At 66.6% G+C, this 17,743-nt stretch carries 19 protein-coding genes and 1 tRNA gene; 7 read left to right on the plus strand and 13 right to left on the minus strand.

The features are described from left to right. Positions 1-83: 83 nt before the first annotated feature. The 4 genes from N440_RS18195 to N440_RS18210 all read right to left on the minus strand — a co-directional run bounded on the left by N440_RS18195 (position 84) and on the right by N440_RS18210 (position 2,782). Positions 84-305 (minus strand): CsbD family protein, encoded by a 222-nt coding sequence (locus N440_RS18195; RefSeq protein ID WP_004153772.1) that lies wholly within the window; start codon positions 303-305, stop codon positions 84-86. Between the two features lie 207 nt (positions 306-512). Continuing rightward, positions 513-650 (minus strand): entericidin A/B family lipoprotein, encoded by a 138-nt coding sequence (locus N440_RS18200; RefSeq protein WP_008266021.1) that lies wholly within the window; start codon positions 648-650, stop codon positions 513-515. 162 nt (positions 651-812) lie between these two features. Next, positions 813-1,733, minus strand: coding sequence for an arginase (gene rocF, locus N440_RS18205; protein ID WP_004153767.1), 921 nt, complete (start codon positions 1,731-1,733; stop codon positions 813-815). A 104-nt stretch (positions 1,734-1,837) separates the two neighbouring features. After that, entirely contained in the window at positions 1,838-2,782 is a 945-nt protein-coding gene (locus N440_RS18210) for an ankyrin repeat domain-containing protein (protein WP_133936098.1), read from the minus strand. A gap of 563 nt (positions 2,783-3,345) precedes the next feature. On the opposite strand from N440_RS18210, the gene N440_RS18215 reads away from it, so the two are divergent. From N440_RS18215 to N440_RS18225, 3 genes are all read left to right on the plus strand, one after another. Then, positions 3,346-3,747, plus strand: a complete 402-nt coding sequence (locus N440_RS18215; RefSeq protein ID WP_049456591.1) for a hypothetical protein — start codon at positions 3,346-3,348, stop codon at positions 3,745-3,747. A gap of 235 nt (positions 3,748-3,982) precedes the next feature. Beyond that, positions 3,983-4,582, plus strand: a complete 600-nt coding sequence (locus N440_RS18220) for a hypothetical protein (protein ID WP_133936099.1) — start codon at positions 3,983-3,985, stop codon at positions 4,580-4,582. A 27-nt stretch (positions 4,583-4,609) separates the two neighbouring features. After that, positions 4,610-5,734 (plus strand): XVIPCD domain-containing protein, encoded by a 1,125-nt coding sequence (locus N440_RS18225; RefSeq protein WP_133936100.1) that lies wholly within the window; start codon positions 4,610-4,612, stop codon positions 5,732-5,734. An 84-nt stretch (positions 5,735-5,818) separates the two neighbouring features. On the opposite strand, the gene N440_RS18230 is transcribed toward N440_RS18225, so the two are convergent. The 4 genes from N440_RS18230 to birA form a co-directional block, all read right to left on the minus strand. Continuing rightward, positions 5,819-5,894: transfer RNA gene (locus N440_RS18230), tRNA-Thr, on the minus strand. A 40-nt stretch (positions 5,895-5,934) separates the two neighbouring features. After that, positions 5,935-6,789: an SPOR domain-containing protein gene (locus tag N440_RS18235; RefSeq protein WP_133936101.1), complete on the minus strand. Its 855-nt coding sequence runs from the start codon at positions 6,787-6,789 to the stop codon at positions 5,935-5,937. A gap of 9 nt (positions 6,790-6,798) precedes the next feature. Next, positions 6,799-7,530: a type III pantothenate kinase gene (locus N440_RS18240; protein WP_004153755.1), complete on the minus strand. Its 732-nt coding sequence runs from the start codon at positions 7,528-7,530 to the stop codon at positions 6,799-6,801. Beyond that, positions 7,527-8,495, minus strand: coding sequence for a bifunctional biotin--[acetyl-CoA-carboxylase] ligase/biotin operon repressor BirA (gene birA / locus N440_RS18245; protein ID WP_133936102.1), 969 nt, complete (start codon positions 8,493-8,495; stop codon positions 7,527-7,529). Before birA ends, N440_RS18240 begins: the two co-directional genes overlap by 4 nt. Before the next feature lie 144 nt (positions 8,496-8,639). Here birA and N440_RS18250 point away from each other — a divergent pair, with 144 nt between their 5' ends. Both N440_RS18250 and N440_RS18255 read left to right on the plus strand, forming a co-directional pair. Beyond that, a complete protein-coding gene (locus tag N440_RS18250; protein WP_133936103.1) occupies positions 8,640-8,918 on the plus strand; it encodes a hypothetical protein in 279 nt (92 codons plus the stop codon). Continuing rightward, positions 8,885-9,676 carry a M90 family metallopeptidase gene (locus N440_RS18255; protein ID WP_166671582.1) on the plus strand — a complete coding sequence of 264 codons (792 nt, stop codon included), beginning with the start codon at positions 8,885-8,887 and terminating at the stop codon, positions 9,674-9,676. Before N440_RS18250 ends, N440_RS18255 begins: the two co-directional genes overlap by 34 nt. A 127-nt stretch (positions 9,677-9,803) precedes the next feature. Here the strand turns inward: N440_RS18255 and N440_RS18260 are convergent, their stop codons facing one another. From N440_RS18260 to dusA, 4 genes are all read right to left on the minus strand, one after another. Then, positions 9,804-11,231 (minus strand): sensor histidine kinase, encoded by a 1,428-nt coding sequence (locus N440_RS18260; protein WP_133936104.1) that lies wholly within the window; start codon positions 11,229-11,231, stop codon positions 9,804-9,806. Positions 11,232-11,256: 25 nt separating this feature from the next. Further along, the gene (locus tag N440_RS18265) at positions 11,257-11,940 is read right to left on the minus strand and encodes a response regulator transcription factor (RefSeq protein WP_004136763.1); all 684 of its coding nucleotides are present in this window, start codon (positions 11,938-11,940) and stop codon (positions 11,257-11,259) included. Positions 11,941-12,013: 73 nt separating this feature from the next. Next, positions 12,014-12,388: a hypothetical protein gene (locus tag N440_RS18270; RefSeq protein ID WP_008265425.1), complete on the minus strand. Its 375-nt coding sequence runs from the start codon at positions 12,386-12,388 to the stop codon at positions 12,014-12,016. Between the two features lie 213 nt (positions 12,389-12,601). Next, on the minus strand, positions 12,602-13,633 hold the full coding sequence (dusA, locus tag N440_RS18275; RefSeq protein ID WP_166671583.1) for a tRNA dihydrouridine(20/20a) synthase DusA: 1,032 nt from the start codon (positions 13,631-13,633) through the stop codon (positions 12,602-12,604). Positions 13,634-13,848: 215 nt separating this feature from the next. On the opposite strand from dusA, the gene N440_RS18280 reads away from it, so the two are divergent. Together N440_RS18280 and N440_RS18285 are read left to right on the plus strand one after the other, a co-directional pair. Continuing rightward, on the plus strand, positions 13,849-14,268 hold the full coding sequence (locus N440_RS18280; protein ID WP_243831384.1) for a lysozyme inhibitor LprI family protein: 420 nt from the start codon (positions 13,849-13,851) through the stop codon (positions 14,266-14,268). A gap of 43 nt (positions 14,269-14,311) precedes the next feature. Next, the gene (locus N440_RS18285; protein ID WP_133936107.1) at positions 14,312-16,093 is read left to right on the plus strand and encodes a peptidoglycan-binding protein; all 1,782 of its coding nucleotides are present in this window, start codon (positions 14,312-14,314) and stop codon (positions 16,091-16,093) included. Positions 16,094-16,185: 92 nt separating this feature from the next. On the opposite strand, the gene N440_RS18290 is transcribed toward N440_RS18285, so the two are convergent. Further along, a complete protein-coding gene (locus N440_RS18290; RefSeq protein WP_133936108.1) occupies positions 16,186-17,640 on the minus strand; it encodes a SulP family inorganic anion transporter in 1,455 nt (484 codons plus the stop codon). Between the last annotated feature and the right edge of the window lie 103 nt (positions 17,641-17,743).

Consider the following 17,743-nt stretch of genomic DNA (forward strand, 5'->3'; position numbering starts at 1 on the left):
CCCCGTCCAGACAGCACAACGCCCGCAACCTCACGGTGCGGGCGTCGTGTTGTGGGGGAAACGTGTGGGGGAAACCGTGGTGCTTACTTGTAGTCCGGATAGTCCTTGCTCACCGCATCCTGGAACTCACGGACTTCCTTCTCAGCGCGGTCCTTGGCCCAGCCATAACGTTCCTGCAGGCGACCCGCCAGGTATTCGGCATTGCCCTCGGCCACATCGAAATCGTCGTTGGTCAGATCGCCCCACTTGGCCTGGGCCTTGCCCTTCAGCTGCGACCACTTGCCGGAAATGATGTCTTTGTTCATTGCTGGGAGTCCTTGGTTGCAACGGCGTTCTTACCGTGGCTCCAGCTTCGCGCAGTGGCTGTTGAATGCCGGTCAACCCGCCATGAAATGCACGCTCACCTGCTTGAATGGTTCACTCCGCTTGCACAGCCCTGCAGCGAAAAAGCACGCACAAAAAAAAGGCCGGGGAAACCCCGGCCTTTTTTCTCTTTCCGTTCCGTGCAGGGCTCAACGGCCCTTCGCGGTGTCCTCGACCTTCTCGCCCGCCTTCTGCACGTCCTTGCCGGCACCGGCAATGGTGTTGCAACCGGCCAGCAGGGCCACCGAGAACATCGACAACAGCATCAGGGCAACTACGCGCTTCATGGGCTTCTCCTTGGGTTTGCCGCTACACCGCTCAATTCGCGGATGGGATTCTTTCGCTCGGCGGAAGAAGGCCAATGCCCACCGCCGCCGCGTGAAGTGCAATCTGGCGGCAGACGCGTGGAGCGCGTGTGAACGGATCAAAGATCCGTTCAGGCCAAAGGCTCAGTCGCGCATCAGGGTGGACTTGCCGAACAGGCTTTCGACCAGGTCCACGGCCAGTTCGGCGGTGGCATTCTGCTTGTCCAACAAGGGGTTAAGCTCGACGATGTCCAGCGAGCCCATGCGCCCGGTGTCGGCGATCATCTCCATCACCAACTGCGCCTCGCGATAGTTCACCCCACCCGGCACGGTGGTGCCCACGCCCGGCGCGATGCTGGGGTCGAGGAAGTCCACATCGAAGCTGACATGCAGGTGGGTGTTCTCGTCGATGCCGGCCAGCGCCGCTTCCACCGCGCGCTTCATGCCGTTCTCGTCGATGTAGCGCATGTCGTAGACATCGACCTTGTGGGTCTTGATCAGGCGCTTTTCTTCCGGGTCCACCGAGCGGATGCCGATCTGGTGCATCTGCGCCGGGGTGATCGCGGGTGACGTGCCGCCCAGCCGGGTCAGCGCATCCGGGCCAAGGCCGCACAGGCAGGCCACCGGCATGCCGTGGATGTTGCCCGACGGGGTGACATCGCTGGTGTTGAAGTCCGAATGCGCATCCAGCCACAGCACGCGCAGGGTCTTGCCCTGCTCGCGGCACCAGCGCGCCACGGCGGTGATCGAACCGATGCCCAGGCAATGGTCGCCGCCGAGCATGATCGGCATGCGGCCGGCCTGCAGTTCGGCATAGCTGGCTTCCATCAAGGCGTGGTTCCACGCCACCACTTCATCCAGGTGGCGGTAGCCTTCCACCGGCGCGGTCCACGGGTTGCGCGGGCCGTCCAGGTTGCCCAGGTCGCGCACGTCCACGCCGCGCGCCTCCAGCGCCTCCGGCAGGCCCGCCACGCGCAGCGCTTCCGGCCCCAGCCGTGCACCGCGATGGCCCGCGCCCACATCGGTGGGAACGCCAATCAGCGATACGGAGATGGGATGGGCCATGGGTGCCTCCTGCGGGGGAAAAAGAAGCACAGTCTAGCCAGAGCTGTGTGACACCACTCGCGGCGGTGCAGCAGGCAGATTCCCTCCTGCAGCCGTTGCAGCGCTCAGAGAATCGCCGACGACCACGCCTCGGTGCGGAACAGGCGCTTCTTCAGCACGTCGATCCGCCACTGCCCCGCCACGCGCTTGAGCACGAACAGGCGCTCGTAACGCAGCGCACGGGATTTCTGCGCATGATCGCGCACCAGCACGTCAGCCTTCGACGCGGTCGGCTGGCTGGTGGCCGCCAGCAGATCCTCCGGCACGTGCACCGGCGGGTTGCCCACCGCCATGCCGGTGGAATACACCCGCTTCCGATCGGTGCACCAGGCCGCGAGGATATCCGCGCGCTCCTGTTGGAACGCCGCACTGCCCAGCAGGTTTCCACCGGCCTTGGCATCACGGTAGCCACGCGTTTCCCAGGCGTGGCAGGCCAGCATATAGCCGCGCACCACTGCAGCCGGTTCACCGTCTGCCGCCGGTTCGGGCCAGGCCAGCGGCGGCGTCTCTTCCAATGCCGGCGGCCTCTGCGCGCCCGCGGCCTGCAGACGTTGCACGACAGCCGCATGCCCGCGCGCTTCAGCCAGTGCCAGCGCAGTGCGTCCTTCGAAATCCACGCGTGCAACATCAGCGCCGCTGTCCAGCAGCAGCTCGACCAGCGGCAGATGACCGCCCTGCGCCGCCACCATCAGCGGCGTGCGCAGCAGTTCCGGCGAGGCGACGTCCAGCGAGGCGCCACGCGCAATCAGCAGACGCCCGATATCCACATCGTTGCGCTCGGCCGCCCACCCCAGTGCGGTGAAGCCCAACGCCGTGCAGGCGTGCTCGATGTTGGCACCGCGGTCCAGCAGCCGCGCCACCGACGCCGCCTTTCCAGCAATCACCGCCGACAGCAGCGGCGTGCGGCCGGTGCCCTTGTGCCGCCATGCAATGTCCGCGCCGGCATCCAGCAGCGCGTCGATGCGGTCGAGATCCTGTTGTTCGGCCGCCCTGGCCAGCAGGTGGGACATGGGGTCTTCCATGGAAATGCACAGGCCCCGCAGCTTAGTGCCATCGCCCGCACCGGGCCACTTTTTGCGCCCTGGCCGCTTATGATGATGGGGTAATCATTTCAGGCCGGAAGTTAAGCTGGCTTTACACGCCGTTTCGCCCTGCGCGCAGGCGCCAGCGTATCTGCGCGCCATTTCCAAGCGAATTCGCGCGGTGCGCGATCTGTCGTTTTTGACATGGAAATGCGCGAAACAGGCCAATCGCGATAATTCATTTTTCCTTTCAGATCACCCGATGCCATCGAAACAAACGACTGGCAGGCGGGGATTTCGCATGCGCATGATGAATCGCCCCCTGTAAAGGTGGCCGGGACTTCCAAGCCCGTTTAATCGAAGCTGTATACGCTTGCCAGCCGGCGCCGTCTTCCCAAGAGCGGCGTCGGCTGGCAATCCGTTAGCCGATCGACGGCGGGCGGTGCGTGGGGGCCCCGTGCCCACCGGCTCATCGATTACCGGTCTTGGAAGCCACGCATCGCCTGCCACCCTCTTCGGGTGGCACCTCTGTTCCTGACGAGGATGCCCGCATGTCCAAGACCCTCTACCCGTATCTGACCGCCACGCTGGGCGACGCCGCCCTGCATCTGCCGCTTGAACTGGCGCAGCCCCTGGAAGCCGCCTTCGCCGCTGCGAACGATGCGCCCACGCCCATCAACCTTCCCGTCTGCCTGCGGCAGATCCAGGCCGGCGATGCCGCCGACGGACAGCCGTGGCAGGGGCCGGCCAGCACGCCCGGGCAAGCGGTGGACGCCGCACGCAGGGATCGCGCCGCCGCCGGTCTGGTATCGGTGCTGGAGCTGTACCACGCCGCCGAGCGCGTGCGCGTGGATGGGGAAGAGAAAGACGATATCGGCGATGGCACGCGCGAAGGGTTGATGCTGGCCTGCCGCGGGCTGGCGGAGTATGTGGCGTTGCAGGTACGTAGCTGAGGCTGCGTTGGCAGCGTCAGCTGCGTTGATCGAAGGATCTTCCCACGCCATGCATTGAGCTGACTCACCGGGTTGGGACGAGAAAACCGCCGAAAGGCGGTTCTTTATCGCGGGCCTTCCTGGAACGTAAAACCGGGCGCGGTTTCAGCAGATCATTATTCACGCGGACCCGATCCGCACCCACAAAATGCTGTGCTAGATTCAAGAATGTGACATTGACGCGCGAGGATCTTTCATGAATGCATGGGTCAAGAAATGCGCATCTTCATCACACGATGGACTTCGGCAACGTCTCTGGGCAGCAGCGCATGGCCGCCTCGCAATCGCTGTTCCAGCGCTTGTACTGGCAGCATGTTCGAGTGCCGCGCCGCTGACCCCATCAGATCATCTGAATCAAAGACAGCCCGTCGAATCAGGGAGTGAAACTGGTATGGAGCGATTCAAGAACGACATCGAGCGTTTGACCAAGGTGCGTTTTGATGATGTCGACGCATTGAATGAACAGCTCCACACACACTTGGGAGAGCCGACTCGACAAGGCTTGAGGGACGAGCGGACCGCAGAACGCGGCATGCTGGGCGGACTTGAGATCCAGAACATCACGCTGAGAAGTCCTGCCGACGATCCTACGCACGCGACCTTGGTCTTTGAGGTCGCCCCACCGAGCATCGCGCTCGGGGAAATCATCTGGGAGGAATCCGCCATGTATCCACCCCATCCGGATGCGCCTGATTCCCGCCCTTACTGGTCTGCTCAGGTGAACAGTGCCAAGGTTGTACTCGGGCTCTCCCTTGACCACAAGACGCTGACCTACGTATCGATCAGTCAGCGCTGATCCCTGTCATTGCGAAGGAGCCGCACCATGGAGCGTGCTGAAGAATTTGCACTGTCACAGCCGCAGGAGAGTGGCCGACCAGGGGCCACACGTCGTCCGGCTTCGCCTTTGGTTGATCCTTCGCTGGTACCGCTTCTGACCAAATCCCCAACACTTCGAGCGGGTCTTGCACAGGCTGATCACGACAACCTGGGTGTCGAATGGGGGCCAGCCGGTGGCGGCACCTATCTTGTTCCCGGTGTGAAGATCGTCATTGACGAGAACGCCGTTGGGCAAGGCTCCAGAATCGCACGTTCTCTTTCTCATGAAGTTGGGCATCATCTCTTCACCGAACGTCCCGATCCGACGTCCAAACACTCCTATGTAAACACCTTGCTACGAGGAGAAGCGGCTGCGACGCTCAGTAATGTCCAGGTCCAGCGTGAACTCATCGCAGCGGGTGGACCGGACATTGGCGTGTCGGGTACGGGTAATCGGCCACAACAGTATGGAGCCATTGCCGTTGAACTCCAGGCCGGGCGGATCAATCGAAACCAGGCGCTTGGACAGATCGCTGAGGTGTTCAGAACGGAGGCTCCGTCTGTCGGCCCTCATGCGACATACGAGCTTTACTATGGCGCGCACTATGATCAGCACATAGCACCCTCGCAGCGTCGACGTAGGCCGGAGCCAGAGTTTGACGCCGAGCGCTCTGCGGTTGCGGAAAGAGTCGCCGCGGTCGCCGACGACTCACCCTCAATGCAGCGAACAGCTCCCTCAGTTGCCGCACTCAGCGATGCTGACCGTTCTCTCTATAGGCAGATAAGAGCGGGCGTGGAACGCCTGGACGCCGAGAGCGGGAAGCAATGGGATGAGTCGAGCCAGCGCATGTCTGCGAGTTTGTTGGTGCTCGCGAAGGAGCAAGGGCTTTCAAGAGTTGACCACGTTGTATTGAACAACCCGACAGAGTCCCTTGCACGTGGCGAGAGGGTTTTCATCGTCGAGGGAGCGATGGACGATCCTGCCCAACGCCGTGGAGCCATGAATACGATGGACGCGCTTCGCGTGCCTGAAGCAGAGTCCCTGCATCGCGCTGAAGCGTTGGCAGCAAATCTTGCACAGCAGCCAGCGCAGCAGGTTCATGCGCAGGATGGGCCATCATTCCCAAGGTAAGACTGCCGGGGCGTCGGATGTGCGCCCTTCGAACCACCGGGCAAGTGCCTGGAGCAACGCAAAGGGGCGCCGACGCATAGAGGATGGTGCCGCTTATCCGAATCGAACGGATGACCTACTGTTTACAAGACAGTTGCTCTACCAACTGAGCTAAAGCGGCATGGGTGGTGCACCGGCGGCAGCGCCGCGGTCCGGGGATTCTAGCGCAACCGCGTGCATTCCAGCGAACGGCTCTGCGCCGCGCCGCTGCGCTGCTGGGCCTGGGCCGGCTGCGTGCCCGCCGCCAGCTGGCCTTCCAGCCACCATTGGCCGGCGTCGCCACTGGCCACCAGGCGCGGCTGGAAGCCGGCGGCCTGCACCGCCGCCATGCGGCGCTCGGCGCCCTCGCGGTTGCGGTACTGGCCCAGCGCCACGGCGTTGATGTCCTCGCCCTGGCTGATGATGTAGTAGTCGCTCAGGCCGGCGGCGACGATGCGCTTGACCGTGGCCTGCGCTTCTTCCCGGTTGGCGGCGGCCGGCAGCAGCACACGATAGCGGGCACTGCCACTGGCGGCGGGCTGTTCGCGCAGGCGCACCTGGCTGATGGCGTTGCCGGCCTTGCCCTGCGCGGCGGTCGCGGCGGCGCGGTCGGCAAATGGTCCCAATGCGACACAGCGCGGCGGCTCCGGCGCAGCTGGCGGCGGCGCGGGCTTTTCCGCAACCTGTGCGGGCGCGGGCTTGGCGGCTGCAGCAACGGCCACGGGTGCCGGTGCAGGTACGGCTTCGGCCACCTGCGGCTTGGCCAGCTCGGGCTTGGCCGGCACCGCAGGCGCGGGCGTCGCCGCCACGGCGGTCTTCTCGGCCGGTTCGCGCTCCATCAGCGGTGCGGTCGGGGTGGCAGCGGTGGCTTCAGCAGCGGCATTCGCATCAGCCCCACCCGGTACCCAGCGCAGCTCGGCCACGCCGGCCGGTTGCGGTGCGGGCGCGGGCGCTTGCGGCGCATCGCGCAGCAGCCACCAGCAGGCGACGCCAAGATTGAGGATGGCCAGTACGACGATCAGGGCACGGGTCAGCATGCGCGGATACTAGCCTGCGGGCTGGTGCACCGCCCAGCGGGCGAGGCCATCCAGCACCAGCGAGGGGTGGTAGTCGGCGCCGGGCAGCAGCGGCATCAGCGCCGGTGCGCCGCCACCGTGCACCAGCAGCGACGGTGCCACGCCCAGCAGTGCGTGCGCCTGCTGTGCGCTGCGTTCAATCAGCGCCACGGCCGCGCCATCGCAGCCGGAGGCCAGCGCGTCGGCGGTATCGTTGGCGAATTCGCTGTAGTCGCCGCCGGTGGCCGGCAGCTGCACCGCGCGCGCGTGCAGTGCTTCGCGCATGGTGGTGGGCGATGCGGAAATGCGGCCACCGTGGTGCTGGCCGTCGGCGTCGAGCAGATCAATGGTCAACGCGGTGCCCACCCCAACCACCAGCACCGGGCGCTGCGCCTTGGCGGCCGCCAGCAGGGCCAGGAAGCGATCAACACCGAACTTTTCCGGCTTGGCATAGGCAATGCGCACGCCCGCGCATTCGGCGCTGGTGCGCACCACGTGCACGTGCTCGAAGCGGCGCTGCAGCTGGTCCAGCATGGCGCTGGTCAGCGACGGTGCGGCCACGCTGGCGACGAACGCGGTGGTGCCGCTGGGCAGGCTGTGCGGCGGCTGCCCGGCCATGCCTTCGGCGCCATGCGCCCAAGCCTGTACGTCGCCGGCACGGTCACCCTGCAACGGCGCGAACTTGAAGCGCGAGTTGCCGAGGTCGAACAACCAATCGCTCATGCCGCCCTCACGCTGACTTCGCCGGCGTGCAGCAGGCGTTCCTGGCCATCGATGCGCACGCGCAGCGCGCCGTCATCGGCCAGGCCCAGTGCGGTGCCGTGCTGCCACTGCCCTTCCAGCTCCACGCGTACTTCGCGGCCGGCCAGCATGTCGAACGCGGCGTAGCGCGGCAGGAACGGGGCGAGACCTTCGCGATCGAATTCCTCCAGCGCCGGCAGCAGGCGTGTCAGCACGGCCGCAACCACCACGTTGCGGTCCACCGGCTTGCCGGCCAGCGTGTCCAGATCCACCCACGGCTGGGTGATCTGCTCGGCAAACGACGGCGGCATGTGCGTGTTGATGCCGATGCCGATCACTGCGCGCGCCGGGCCGGCGTATTCGCCACCGCCTTCGGCCAGCAGGCCGACCAGCTTGCGCTTGCCATCGACGATCAGGTCGTTCGGCCACTTCAGCTGCGCCTGGGTGAAACCGAGGTCATGCAGCGCTTCGGCCACGGCGATGCCCGCCACCAGGCTCAGCCCGGCCAGGCGGCCGAGGCCACCGGAGTACAGGCGCAGCACCGACAGGTAGACGTGCGCGGCCAGCGGCGAGGCCCAGGTACGGCCACGACGGCCGCGGCCACCGGTCTGGCGTTCGGCCAAAAGGACGCTCACCCCGCGCTGGGGCGCGCTGCAACGCAGCAATTCGGCGTTGGTGGAGTCCAACGTCCAGGCCACCTGCAGGTCGTGCAGCAGCGGCAGAACCGCGGCAGGCAGGCCGGCGCGGATCGCGTCCGGGTCCAGCAGGTCGACCGGGCGGGTCAGGCCATAGCCCTCGCCAGCACGGCCTTCCACGCCCACGCCGGCGGCCCTAAGTCCTTGAATACGCTTCCAAATGGCCGCCCGGGTCTGGCCCAGCTCACGGGCCAGGGCGTCGCCGGACAGGCGACCGGCAGCGAGTTTGGCCAGCAATTGGCGATCGTCCACGGCAGCTTCCACGAAGTCAGGACGGAATTATGCGGGAAAGCCGCCAGCGACGCCTGCCACGCTGGGTTCCGCAGGGGCTTCCAACGGGGCGCCGGGTTCGGGCTAGAATCGGGAACTCACCTTCCCTTAACGTGGATGTCGTCAATGCGCCGTTATGCCCATTGCCTGATCCTGCTGATGATGCCCTTCGCGGCGTCTGCAACGGCAGCGCTGGACGACAGCCGTGGGGCATGCGTGTCCTCCAACGGGGATGCCGCTTCGCAGCGCGCACCCACTGCCAGCGCATCGGCCGCCAGCACCAAGGCGGCACCGGTACGCCCGGCGGCCAACACCAGCACCGGTGGTGGTGGCAGTGATGACGACGTGCTGCAGCGCATCCGCGCACCGAAGTGGCACAGCTACCTGCCGGGAATGTTCCGCTGATCAAGTCGTTGCTGCAGTGGCTGCGGCCTGCGCCGCGGCCGATTGACGATGCGCTTTGGGATGACGCCTGCCGCCGCGCAGCCTGGTTGCACGGCCTGGACGACGCGCGTCGCGCGCGCCTGCGCGTGCTGGCCACGCGCTTCCTGCACGAGAAGACCATTACCCCGATAGGCGAGCTGCAGCTGCAGCCCGGCGATGGCGTGCTGCTGGCCGCGCTGTGCTGCCTGCCGCTGCTGGAGTTCGGCGAGGTGGGGCTGGAAGGCTGGTCGCAGCTGATCGTCTACCCCGATGCGTTCCGCGTGCACCGCAGCCACATGGATGCGGCCGGCGTGCTGCACGAATGGGATGACGAGCTGATTGGCGAATCATGGGACAGCGGTCCGTTGATCCTGTCCTGGGCCGATGTGCAGGCCGACCTGGCGGCGCCGCACGAGGGCTACTGCGTGGCGGTGCACGAGATGGTGCACAAGCTGGATGCGCTGGATGGTGCGATGGATGGCACGCCGCCGCTGCCGCGGCAATGGCAGCGCGAATGGGCGGGGATTTTCCAGCGTGCCTACGATGCGTTCTGTGCGCAGGTGGATGCGGGCGAGGAAACGCTGATCGATCCGTATGCGGCCGAGGCGCCGGAAGAGTTCTTCGCGGTGGCCAGCGAGTACCACTTCTCGGCACCGGATCTGCTGCAGCAGGCATTGCCGGAGGTGGCCGCGCAGCTGCGGCGGTTCTATGGCGAGCCGCCGGCGTTCGAACAACGGTAGTGCCGGCCGCTGGCCGGCAAGCTCATGCTCTTCGGTGGCATTGCCTGGTTACCGGCCAGCGGCCGGCACTACCGGAACACCACGCGTTGTTGCGCCAGGCGATGCCCGGCGGACGGGAACGCGCGGTTTACGGCCCCGGCGGCAGGCGCACTTCGAAGCGGGCGCCGCCAAGTTCACTGGAACGGCCGACGGCCAGTTCGCCGCGGTAATCCTTGATCAGGTCCTGCACGATCGACAGGCCGATGCCATGGCCCTGCACGCGCTCGTCGCCGCGCACACCACGCTGCAGCACCTTGCCGATGTCGTCCGGGGCGATGCCCGGGCCATCGTCGTCCACCGCCAGCAGCAGGCCGGCACGACGCGCGTTGTTCGGTGCCGGCAGCGGCTGCGCGGTCAGCAACACGCGGCGGTTGGCCCACTTGAAGGCGTTTTCCAGCAGGTTGCCGAGCAGTTCCTGCAGATCGCCCGGTTCGCCGTGGAAGCGCGCGGCCGGGTCGATGTCGAACTCGCACAGCACGCCCTTGGAGGCGTAGACCTTCTCCAGGCCACGCACGATTTCCTCGGCGTTGGATTCAATCGGCAGCGGGGCGGAGAACAGCTTGTGGCCCGACGACGCCGCGCGCGCCAGCTGGTACGAGACCAGGTTGTTCATGCGCTGCAGCTGCACATCCAGTTCCTCGCGCAGCGCGCCATCACCGGCGCCGCTGTCCATCTGCGTGCGCAGCACCGCGATCGGTGTCTTCAGGCTGTGCGCCAGGTCGGCCAGGGTGTTGCGCTGGCGCTCCAGGTTCTCGCGCTCACTCTCGATGAAGGCATTGATGCTGTCGGTCAGCGGCTCCAGCTCGCGCGGGTGGCGCTCGCTCATGCGCGCGGTCTCGCCGCGCTGCACCTTGGTCAGCTCGGTAATGACCCGCCGCAGCGGGCGCAGGCTCCACTGCAGGATGACGGTCTGCAGCAGCAGCAGGATCAGGCCGATGCCACCCAGGTAGAACCAGACCCGGCTGCGGAACACGCGCAGCTGCGCGCCCAGTGCGCGCGAGTCTTCCATCACGTAGATGGTGTACGGGAATTCGGTGGCGGGGTCGGCATCGGCGTCCCACACCAGGCCCAGGCCATAGCGGTACACCGAGCCCTGGCTGCCATCGATCTGGATCATCGGCAGCGGGCCTTCGAACACTTCCTGGCGCGGCGCCAGCAGTCCACCGCCCACGGTGGGCAGCATCGGGCCTTCGGCGGACATCGAATTGCCCTTGCCGTGCGGCATCACCACCTGCAGGTACAGGCCGCTGCCTGGAACGTCGAAGCGCGAATCCGGCGGCTGCTCGCGGATGTACAGCGAGCGGTCGCGGGTGAAGTCGATGCCGGCCGCGTAGGCGGTGGCGTAGTTCTTCAGGCGCTCGCGCAGGTTCGCCTTCGCCGTGTCGGCGAAGGCGGCGTCGAGCGCGTAACCGGCCAGCGCCAGGAACGCGACCAGGCCCACGGACGCGGCGAACATCTGGCGCGCCTGCAGTGAGCGCGGCCGCCAGCGTCGGAAGAACCACAGACGGCCGGACATCGTGTTATCGCCAGGGTGAGCCGGCTCAGCCCTCGTTGCGCGGGATCGCGAAACGGTAGCCGCGACCGCGCACGGTCTCGATCGGCTTCAGTTCGCCATCCGGGTCCAGCTTCTTGCGCAGGCGGCCGATGAACACTTCCAGCACGTTCGAGTCGCGGTCGAAGTCCTGCTGGTAGATGTGCTCGGTGAGGTCGGCCTTGGAGACCAGTTCACCGGCATGCATCATCAGGTACTCCAGCACCTTGTACTCGTAGCTGGTCAGGTCGACATTGCTGCCGGCGACGCTGACGGTCTGGGCGGCCAGATCCAGGGCGACCGGGCCGCATTCCAGGGTCGGCTTGCTCCAGCCGGCGGCGCGGCGCAGCAGCGCGTTGACGCGGGCCAGCAGCTCTTCGACGTGGAACGGCTTGACCAGGTAATCGTCGGCGCCCTGCTTCAGGCCCTCGACCTTGTCCTGCCAGCTCGAACGCGCGGTCAGGATCAGCACCGGGAACTTCTTGCCTTCGTCACGCAGGGCCTTGATCAGCTCCATGCCCGACATCTTGGGCAGGCCGAGGTCGATGATGCCGACATCGAACGGGACTTCGCGCCCCATGTAGAGGCCTTCCTCGCCGTCCTGCGCAGCATCGACGGCAAAGCCTTCGCGCTTGAGCCGGGCTGCCAGGGTCTCACGCAGCGGGGCTTCGTCTTCGACCAGAAGGATACGCATGAACTCTCCCTAGTGTCCTGGGTGTGGCCCGGAGGCCTGTGGGGTACGGGTTGATAGCGACAACTATCCCTGTTCAGGGGTTATCGCCGCGTAGTGATGACATATCCGACCGCGGCGTGCGCGGCTGTGAACGCGACGGGGCGGGGTCGTCCATGTAGCGGACCCGGCCCCGGTCGTCCATGTACTTCACCCGGTTGATGTCACGACCATCGAACGGCACACGCTCGGCGCCGAGGATGTGGCCACCGGTGGTGCGCTGCACGCGGCGCACGGCATCGGACAGCGAACGCTCGTCGCCACGGTTGCCGCGCTCGCCCCGATCCATCATCTCCGCCCGCCCCTGGTCGCCGCGCGGCGGCTGTTGCGCCAGCGCCGAAGACAACGGCGCAGCCGCCAGCAGCACGCAGGTGGCCAGGGCAATGCGGCGGTGGAAGGGAGCGGAAGACATCGATGCGATCCTAGCCGAGCTCGGCGATTCGTTCAAAAGTCGTAAATCCGGGTGCCGGGTTCGGGACCCGGCGCTTTACAAATCCTTTGCAAATTCTTGGTTTGGGGCAGTGAATCCGGTCTGAACTTTTCCGGCGCCACCGTCGCGTTGTTCAGCTAAGTGAACATTCGGGACGAATCTCCGTCCCTTGTCAAGCCAGGAATGTGACCAAGGTCACGCTGCAGCGCGATCCGCATCGCGTTCGGTGACCGCCAGCGCCTGCTCGACCAGGGTCCAGTCGGCGCCCGGGCGGTGTGCGCCCTCGCTCAACACCTGGCGGAATGCGCGGCCACCGGGCTGGCCATGGAACAGGCCGAGCAGGTGGCGGGTGATGTGCTTCAGCGCCAGGCCTTCGCCCAGGCGCGCTTCCACATAGGGGCGCAGCGCGCGCAGCAGGTCGCCACGGGCCTGCAGCGGTGCGCCGGTGTGCAGCGCCTCCAGCTGATGCAGCAGATAGGGGTCGTGGTAGGCCGCGCGGCCCAGCATCACGCCATCGACGTGCGCGGCCTGCGCCTGCACCGCCTCGAGGCTGGCCAGGCCACCATTGAGCACCACCGGCAGCGCCGGGCGCTCCTGCTTCAAGCGGTAGGCCCAGTCGTACTTCAGCGGCGGAACCTCGCGGTTCTCCTTCGGCGACAGGCCCTTCAGCCATGCGTTGCGGGCGTGCACCACCACCATCGCCGCACCGGCGGCGACCTGGCGGTCGACGAAGGCGGCGAACACGTCGTAATCGTTGTCTTCGTCCACGCCCAGACGGCATTTCACCGTTACCGGGATATCCACCGCATCGACCATCGCCGCCACGCACTCGGCCACCAGTACCGGCTCGCGCATCAGGCAGGCGCCGAAGCGCCCGGCCTGCACGCGGTCGGACGGGCAGCCGCAGTTGAGGTTGACCTCGTCGTAGCCCCACTCGGCGGCAATGCGCGCGGCCTGCGCCAGCAGCGCCGGATCACTGCCGCCCAGCTGCAGCGCGAGCGGCTGTTCGCTGCGGTCGAAGCCGAGCAGGCGCTCGCGATCACCGTGGATGACCGCGTTGGCGTGCACCATCTCCGTGTACAGGCGTGCGCCCGGCGCCAGCACGCGATGGAATACGCGGCAATGGCGATCAGTCCAGTCCATCATCGGGGCAACGGACAGGCGCAGGGAATCGGCGTAACGGGCGGTGGCGGACGTCATCGGGGCGTTGATCGTGGAGACTGGCATTGCCAGTGAGATCAATAGTTTACACCGGGTGGCTGAATGGCGGCGGCAGACCCCAGAACACCGGTCTGTCCAGCGTCGCTGACGCCGGGCCGGAGTGCCCCCCGATCCACCGGAGCGGGCAACCGGTCACATTTGTCGCCAATCGTTGACGACGACGAAATATTGACGCCGCTATAGTCCGGCGCTCGCAATGGATTGGACGAGTGGAGCAGATGATGCAGCACAAGCGTATGAACCGGACCCTGGCCAGCCTGCTGGCCGTCGCCTCCCTGGCCGTGGGTACGGCCTACGCGGCACCGGCCGCGACCGGCCTGAGCCCGACCTTCACCACCTGCCGGGACAAGGCACAGGGTGCGGTCGAGCAGGCCGCCTGCCTGACCTCGGAAAGCGCCCGCCAGGACCAGCGCCTGAACCAGGCCTACAAGCAGCTGCAGGCAAAGCTGAGCGGCGCGAAGAAGAACAGGCTGGTGAACGCGCAGCGTGCATGGCTGCAATCGCGCAGCCGCGATGGCGAACTGGAAACCGCGCTGTACGACGATTCGCAGCCGGGCAACCTGCAGGGCGAGTTGAACGATGTGATGCGCCTGAGCGCGCGCGCCGACCAGTTGCAGAAGTACCTCCAGCTGCTGGATTGACCCCTGCGAGGGCGTGCCCTCCGACTGCACAAGGAAGTAAGACATGCCAACCAACATCGATACCCACAATCTCGATGCCACCTCCGGCGCGGTGTATTTCGCCGTCGGTCGTGGCACTGAAGGCGGCCCCGCCTCCTACCATCTGGCCATCGCCGGCATCACCCAGGGCGTGACCGAACCGCACTGGGGCACGGTCAGCCGGGTCGCGCAGAACAGTGGCTACAGCCTGGGCGCGATCCAGGTCGACTTCGGCCAGCGTGGCGAATGGGCGCTGGGCGCCATCGACGGACACGCGTTGAAAGCGGGCGAGACGACCTACGTCGACGCCGTGATCGAGCAGGCCAGCGCCTACGCCAAGGCGCACAACCTGCCCTTCACCCAGGACCACGCCGACCTGCGCCGCGACCTGCTCAGCCATGGCAATGGCCTCAGCGGGCGCAGCTCGATCCAGTTCATCGACACCAGCACGCGCGACAGCATCAATGCCTGGGCCGGTTCGGCCGAAGGCAAGCAGTGGATCCACGCCAACATCGACTACCCGCAGGTGCGCAATGCCACCCGCATCGGCATGACGATGGTGGATACGCACGGCAGCAACATCGCCGAGGAAAACCGCTTCGAGGCCATCAGCCTGATCGCCAAGACCGCCAACCAGCTGCCCAGCCAGCTGCCCAAGCTGCAGAAGGTGCTGGAAGAAGGCGGTGACTACCAGGCGCTGCGCGAGAAGGCCGGCCAGATCCGCGAAACCTACCAGTACTTCGACGCGCCCAAGGCCGGTGACATCGCCGTTCGCTACGAGGACGCCTACGCCAACAACAAGGAGGCGATGGACCGCGCCCACGCCAAGGTCAGCAGTCGCGACTACTCGCCCGCCGGCGAACACAACGATGCCGACATCAAGGTGGCGCTGGACCAGATCGGTGCGCCGCGCCAGCAGGCCGGATCGCACACGCTGAAGGAAGGCTCCAGTGGCCGCGAGGTGCTGAAGCTGGAAAGCAACCTGGTGGCACTGGGATACGCCAGCGCCGACGGCCAGCAGACGCTGAACCCGGACCGCCGCTTCGATGCCACCACCCGCAAGGCGGTGGAAGACTTCCAGCGTGCGCACAACCTGGAGCCGGTGGATGGCAAGGCGGGGCCGGCCACGCTGGCCGCCATCGACCGCGATGCGCGCGAACTGCAGGGCAACCTGGCCGCGCTGGGGCTGACCGATGCCAAGGGCCAGGCAATCGGCAGCGATGGCTATCTGGGTGGCGGCAGCCGCCATGCGATCAACACGTTCCAGCAGCAGCATGGCCTGCCCGCCACCGGCATCGCCGATACGGAAACCCGCCAGGCACTGGCCAGCGAAGTGCAGCAGCGCGCGCAGGGGCAGACGCCCACGCCGGAGCAGCAGACGGCAGCCGATCCCGCGCGCGAGACGGTGTACCCGATGTCCGATCCACGCAGCCCGCAGAACTGGCTGTACACCGAAACCCTGGTGCAGGTGAAGTTTGCCGAGGAAGCCCGCGGCCTGCCCTCGGGCGAGCACAGCGAGAAACTGGCTGCCGCGCTCACCGTGGAAGCCGCGCGTGCCGGTCTGTATCGGGTGGATCGCGTTGAGCTGAACCAGGACGGTTCGATGGCGCGCGCGGTGCAGGCCAATGCGCTGCACGACGAAAGCGCGTTGAACCGCAACAGTGCACCGGTATCGACCACTGACGCGATGCGCCAGAGCGTGCAGGAAAGCAGCGAGCGGGCCTTGCAGGTGAGCGATCAGCAGCGCGAGCAGCAGAAGATCGACCAGCAGACCCAGCAGCACGGCCCGCGGGCCATGATGGCGTAAGCAGCGGGCCCACGGGCCCGCGATTGCCATTGCCGTAGGTGCCCCTCGTCGGCTTGAGGCCGACGGGGGCGTTGGTCGAGGGGCGCCGAGGATCAGTGCCCGCCGCCGCGTCCACCCACCTGCTCGAGCAACGTCTGGCTGGCGCCATTGAGCCCCACCACCACCACCTGCGCCCCGTGCGCGGCCAGCTTTTCCTGTGCGCGCTCCAGCGCGGCCACGGCGGTCAGGTCCCACAGATGGGCGTCGCGCAGGTCGATCTGCACCCTCGGCGCTACGTGCTGATAGTCGAACGCCGCACCCAACTGTCCCGCCGACGCAAAGAACACCTGCCCACGTACGCGGTAGACCTGCGTGTCCCCGGCGTCTTCGCGTTGCACGTCCAGCATGCGACCGACCTTGCGGGCGAAGAACAGCGCCGACAGCAGCACGCCGCTGAGCACGCCCTTGGCCAGGTCGTGGGTGGCCACGGTGACCACCACGGTCAGCAGCATCACCGCTGACGAACTCCGCGGATGCGTGCGCAGGTCGCGCAGCGATCGCCAGCTGAAGGTGCCGATGCTGACCATGATCATCACCGCCACCAGCGCCGCCATTGGAATCTGCCGCACCAGCCCGCTGCCGTACACCACCAGCACCAGCAACACCACGCCGGCCACCAGGCAGGACAGGCGCCCGCGGCCACCGGAGGTCACGTTGATGACCGACTGGCCGATCATCGCGCAGCCAGCCATGCCGCCGAGAAAGCCGGTGACCGTGTTGGCCACGCCCTGGCCGACGCATTCGCGGTTGCGCTCGCTGGGCGTCTCGGTGATGTCCTCGACGATCTGCAGGGTCATCATCGATTCGAGCAGGCCGACCACCGCCAGCGTGACCGACACCGGCAGCAGGATGCGCAGCGTTTCCCAGCTGAGCGGCACGTCGGGAATGAGGAAGTGCGGCAGGCTGTCAGGCAGCTGGCCCATGTCGCCCACGCTGCGCACGTCCACGCCGAAACCGATCACCACGGCGGTGAGCACGACGATGGCCACCAGCGGCGACGGCACCGCGCGGGTGATGCGCGGCAGCAGGTAGATGATCACCAGCGCGGCGGCGCACAGCACGTACACGGTGGGACCGCGGCCGATCAGCTCGGGCATCTGTGCCAGGAAAATCAGGATCGCCAGCGCGTTGACGAAGCCGGTGATGACCGAGCGCGAGACGAAGCGCATCAGCGAGCCGAGCTTGAACACGCCGGCCAGCACCTGCAGCAGGCCGGCCAGGATGCTGGCGGCGAACAGATACTGCAGGCCGTGGTCCTTGACCAGGTCGACCATCACCAGCGCCATCGCACCGGTGGCAGCGGAGATCATGCCCGGGCGGCCACCGGCGATGGCGGTGATCACCGCGATCGAGAACGCGGCGTACAGGCCGACCTTGGGGTCGACGCCAGCGATGAGCGAGAAGGCGATGGCCTCGGGAATCAGGGCCAGGGCGACGACGATGCCGGACAGCAGGTCGCCACGGATGTTGCCGAGCCATTGCTGGCGCAGGGGGTAGGACGTTTGCATGGGAAAACTCCGCGCACACGCGGGCATGGCCACGTGGCGCTGCAGTGGAAAGACACGGGTTCCTGAGCCGGGCGGGCCGGCTGCCGATGTGCGGCAAGGGTCA

Origin of the sequence: Stenotrophomonas sp. CC22-02 (assembly GCF_004365115.1) — a bacterium.
GTDB lineage: Bacteria > Pseudomonadota > Gammaproteobacteria > Xanthomonadales > Xanthomonadaceae > Stenotrophomonas > Stenotrophomonas forensis.

Bases quoted from the DNA above. Each gene is read 5' to 3' on its own strand.
- N440_RS18265 (WP_004136763.1), bottom strand. From the start codon at position 11,940: ATGCGTATCCTTCTGGTCGAAGACGAAGCCCCGCTGCGTGAGACCCTG.
- N440_RS18215 (WP_049456591.1), top strand. From the start codon at position 3,346: ATGTCCAAGACCCTCTACCCGTATCTGACCGCCACGCTGGGCGACGCC.
- N440_RS18280 (WP_243831384.1), top strand. From the start codon at position 13,849: ATGCAGCACAAGCGTATGAACCGGACCCTGGCCAGCCTGCTGGCCGTC.
- N440_RS18220 (WP_133936099.1), top strand. From the start codon at position 3,983: ATGAATGCATGGGTCAAGAAATGCGCATCTTCATCACACGATGGACTT.
- N440_RS18195 (WP_004153772.1), bottom strand. From the start codon at position 305: ATGAACAAAGACATCATTTCCGGCAAGTGGTCGCAGCTGAAGGGCAAG.
- N440_RS18225 (WP_133936100.1), top strand. From the start codon at position 4,610: ATGGAGCGTGCTGAAGAATTTGCACTGTCACAGCCGCAGGAGAGTGGC.
- N440_RS18290 (WP_133936108.1), bottom strand. From the start codon at position 17,640: ATGCAAACGTCCTACCCCCTGCGCCAGCAATGGCTCGGCAACATCCGT.
- rocF (WP_004153767.1), bottom strand. From the start codon at position 1,733: ATGGCCCATCCCATCTCCGTATCGCTGATTGGCGTTCCCACCGATGTG.
- N440_RS18270 (WP_008265425.1), bottom strand. From the start codon at position 12,388: ATGTCTTCCGCTCCCTTCCACCGCCGCATTGCCCTGGCCACCTGCGTG.
- N440_RS18285 (WP_133936107.1), top strand. From the start codon at position 14,312: ATGCCAACCAACATCGATACCCACAATCTCGATGCCACCTCCGGCGCG.
- dusA (WP_166671583.1), bottom strand. From the start codon at position 13,633: ATGCCAGTCTCCACGATCAACGCCCCGATGACGTCCGCCACCGCCCGT.
- N440_RS18210 (WP_133936098.1), bottom strand. From the start codon at position 2,782: ATGTCCCACCTGCTGGCCAGGGCGGCCGAACAACAGGATCTCGACCGC.
- N440_RS18260 (WP_133936104.1), bottom strand. From the start codon at position 11,231: ATGTCCGGCCGTCTGTGGTTCTTCCGACGCTGGCGGCCGCGCTCACTG.
- N440_RS18240 (WP_004153755.1), bottom strand. From the start codon at position 7,530: ATGAGCGATTGGTTGTTCGACCTCGGCAACTCGCGCTTCAAGTTCGCG.
- N440_RS18200 (WP_008266021.1), bottom strand. From the start codon at position 650: ATGAAGCGCGTAGTTGCCCTGATGCTGTTGTCGATGTTCTCGGTGGCC.
- N440_RS18235 (WP_133936101.1), bottom strand. From the start codon at position 6,789: ATGCTGACCCGTGCCCTGATCGTCGTACTGGCCATCCTCAATCTTGGC.
- N440_RS18250 (WP_133936103.1), top strand. From the start codon at position 8,640: ATGCGCCGTTATGCCCATTGCCTGATCCTGCTGATGATGCCCTTCGCG.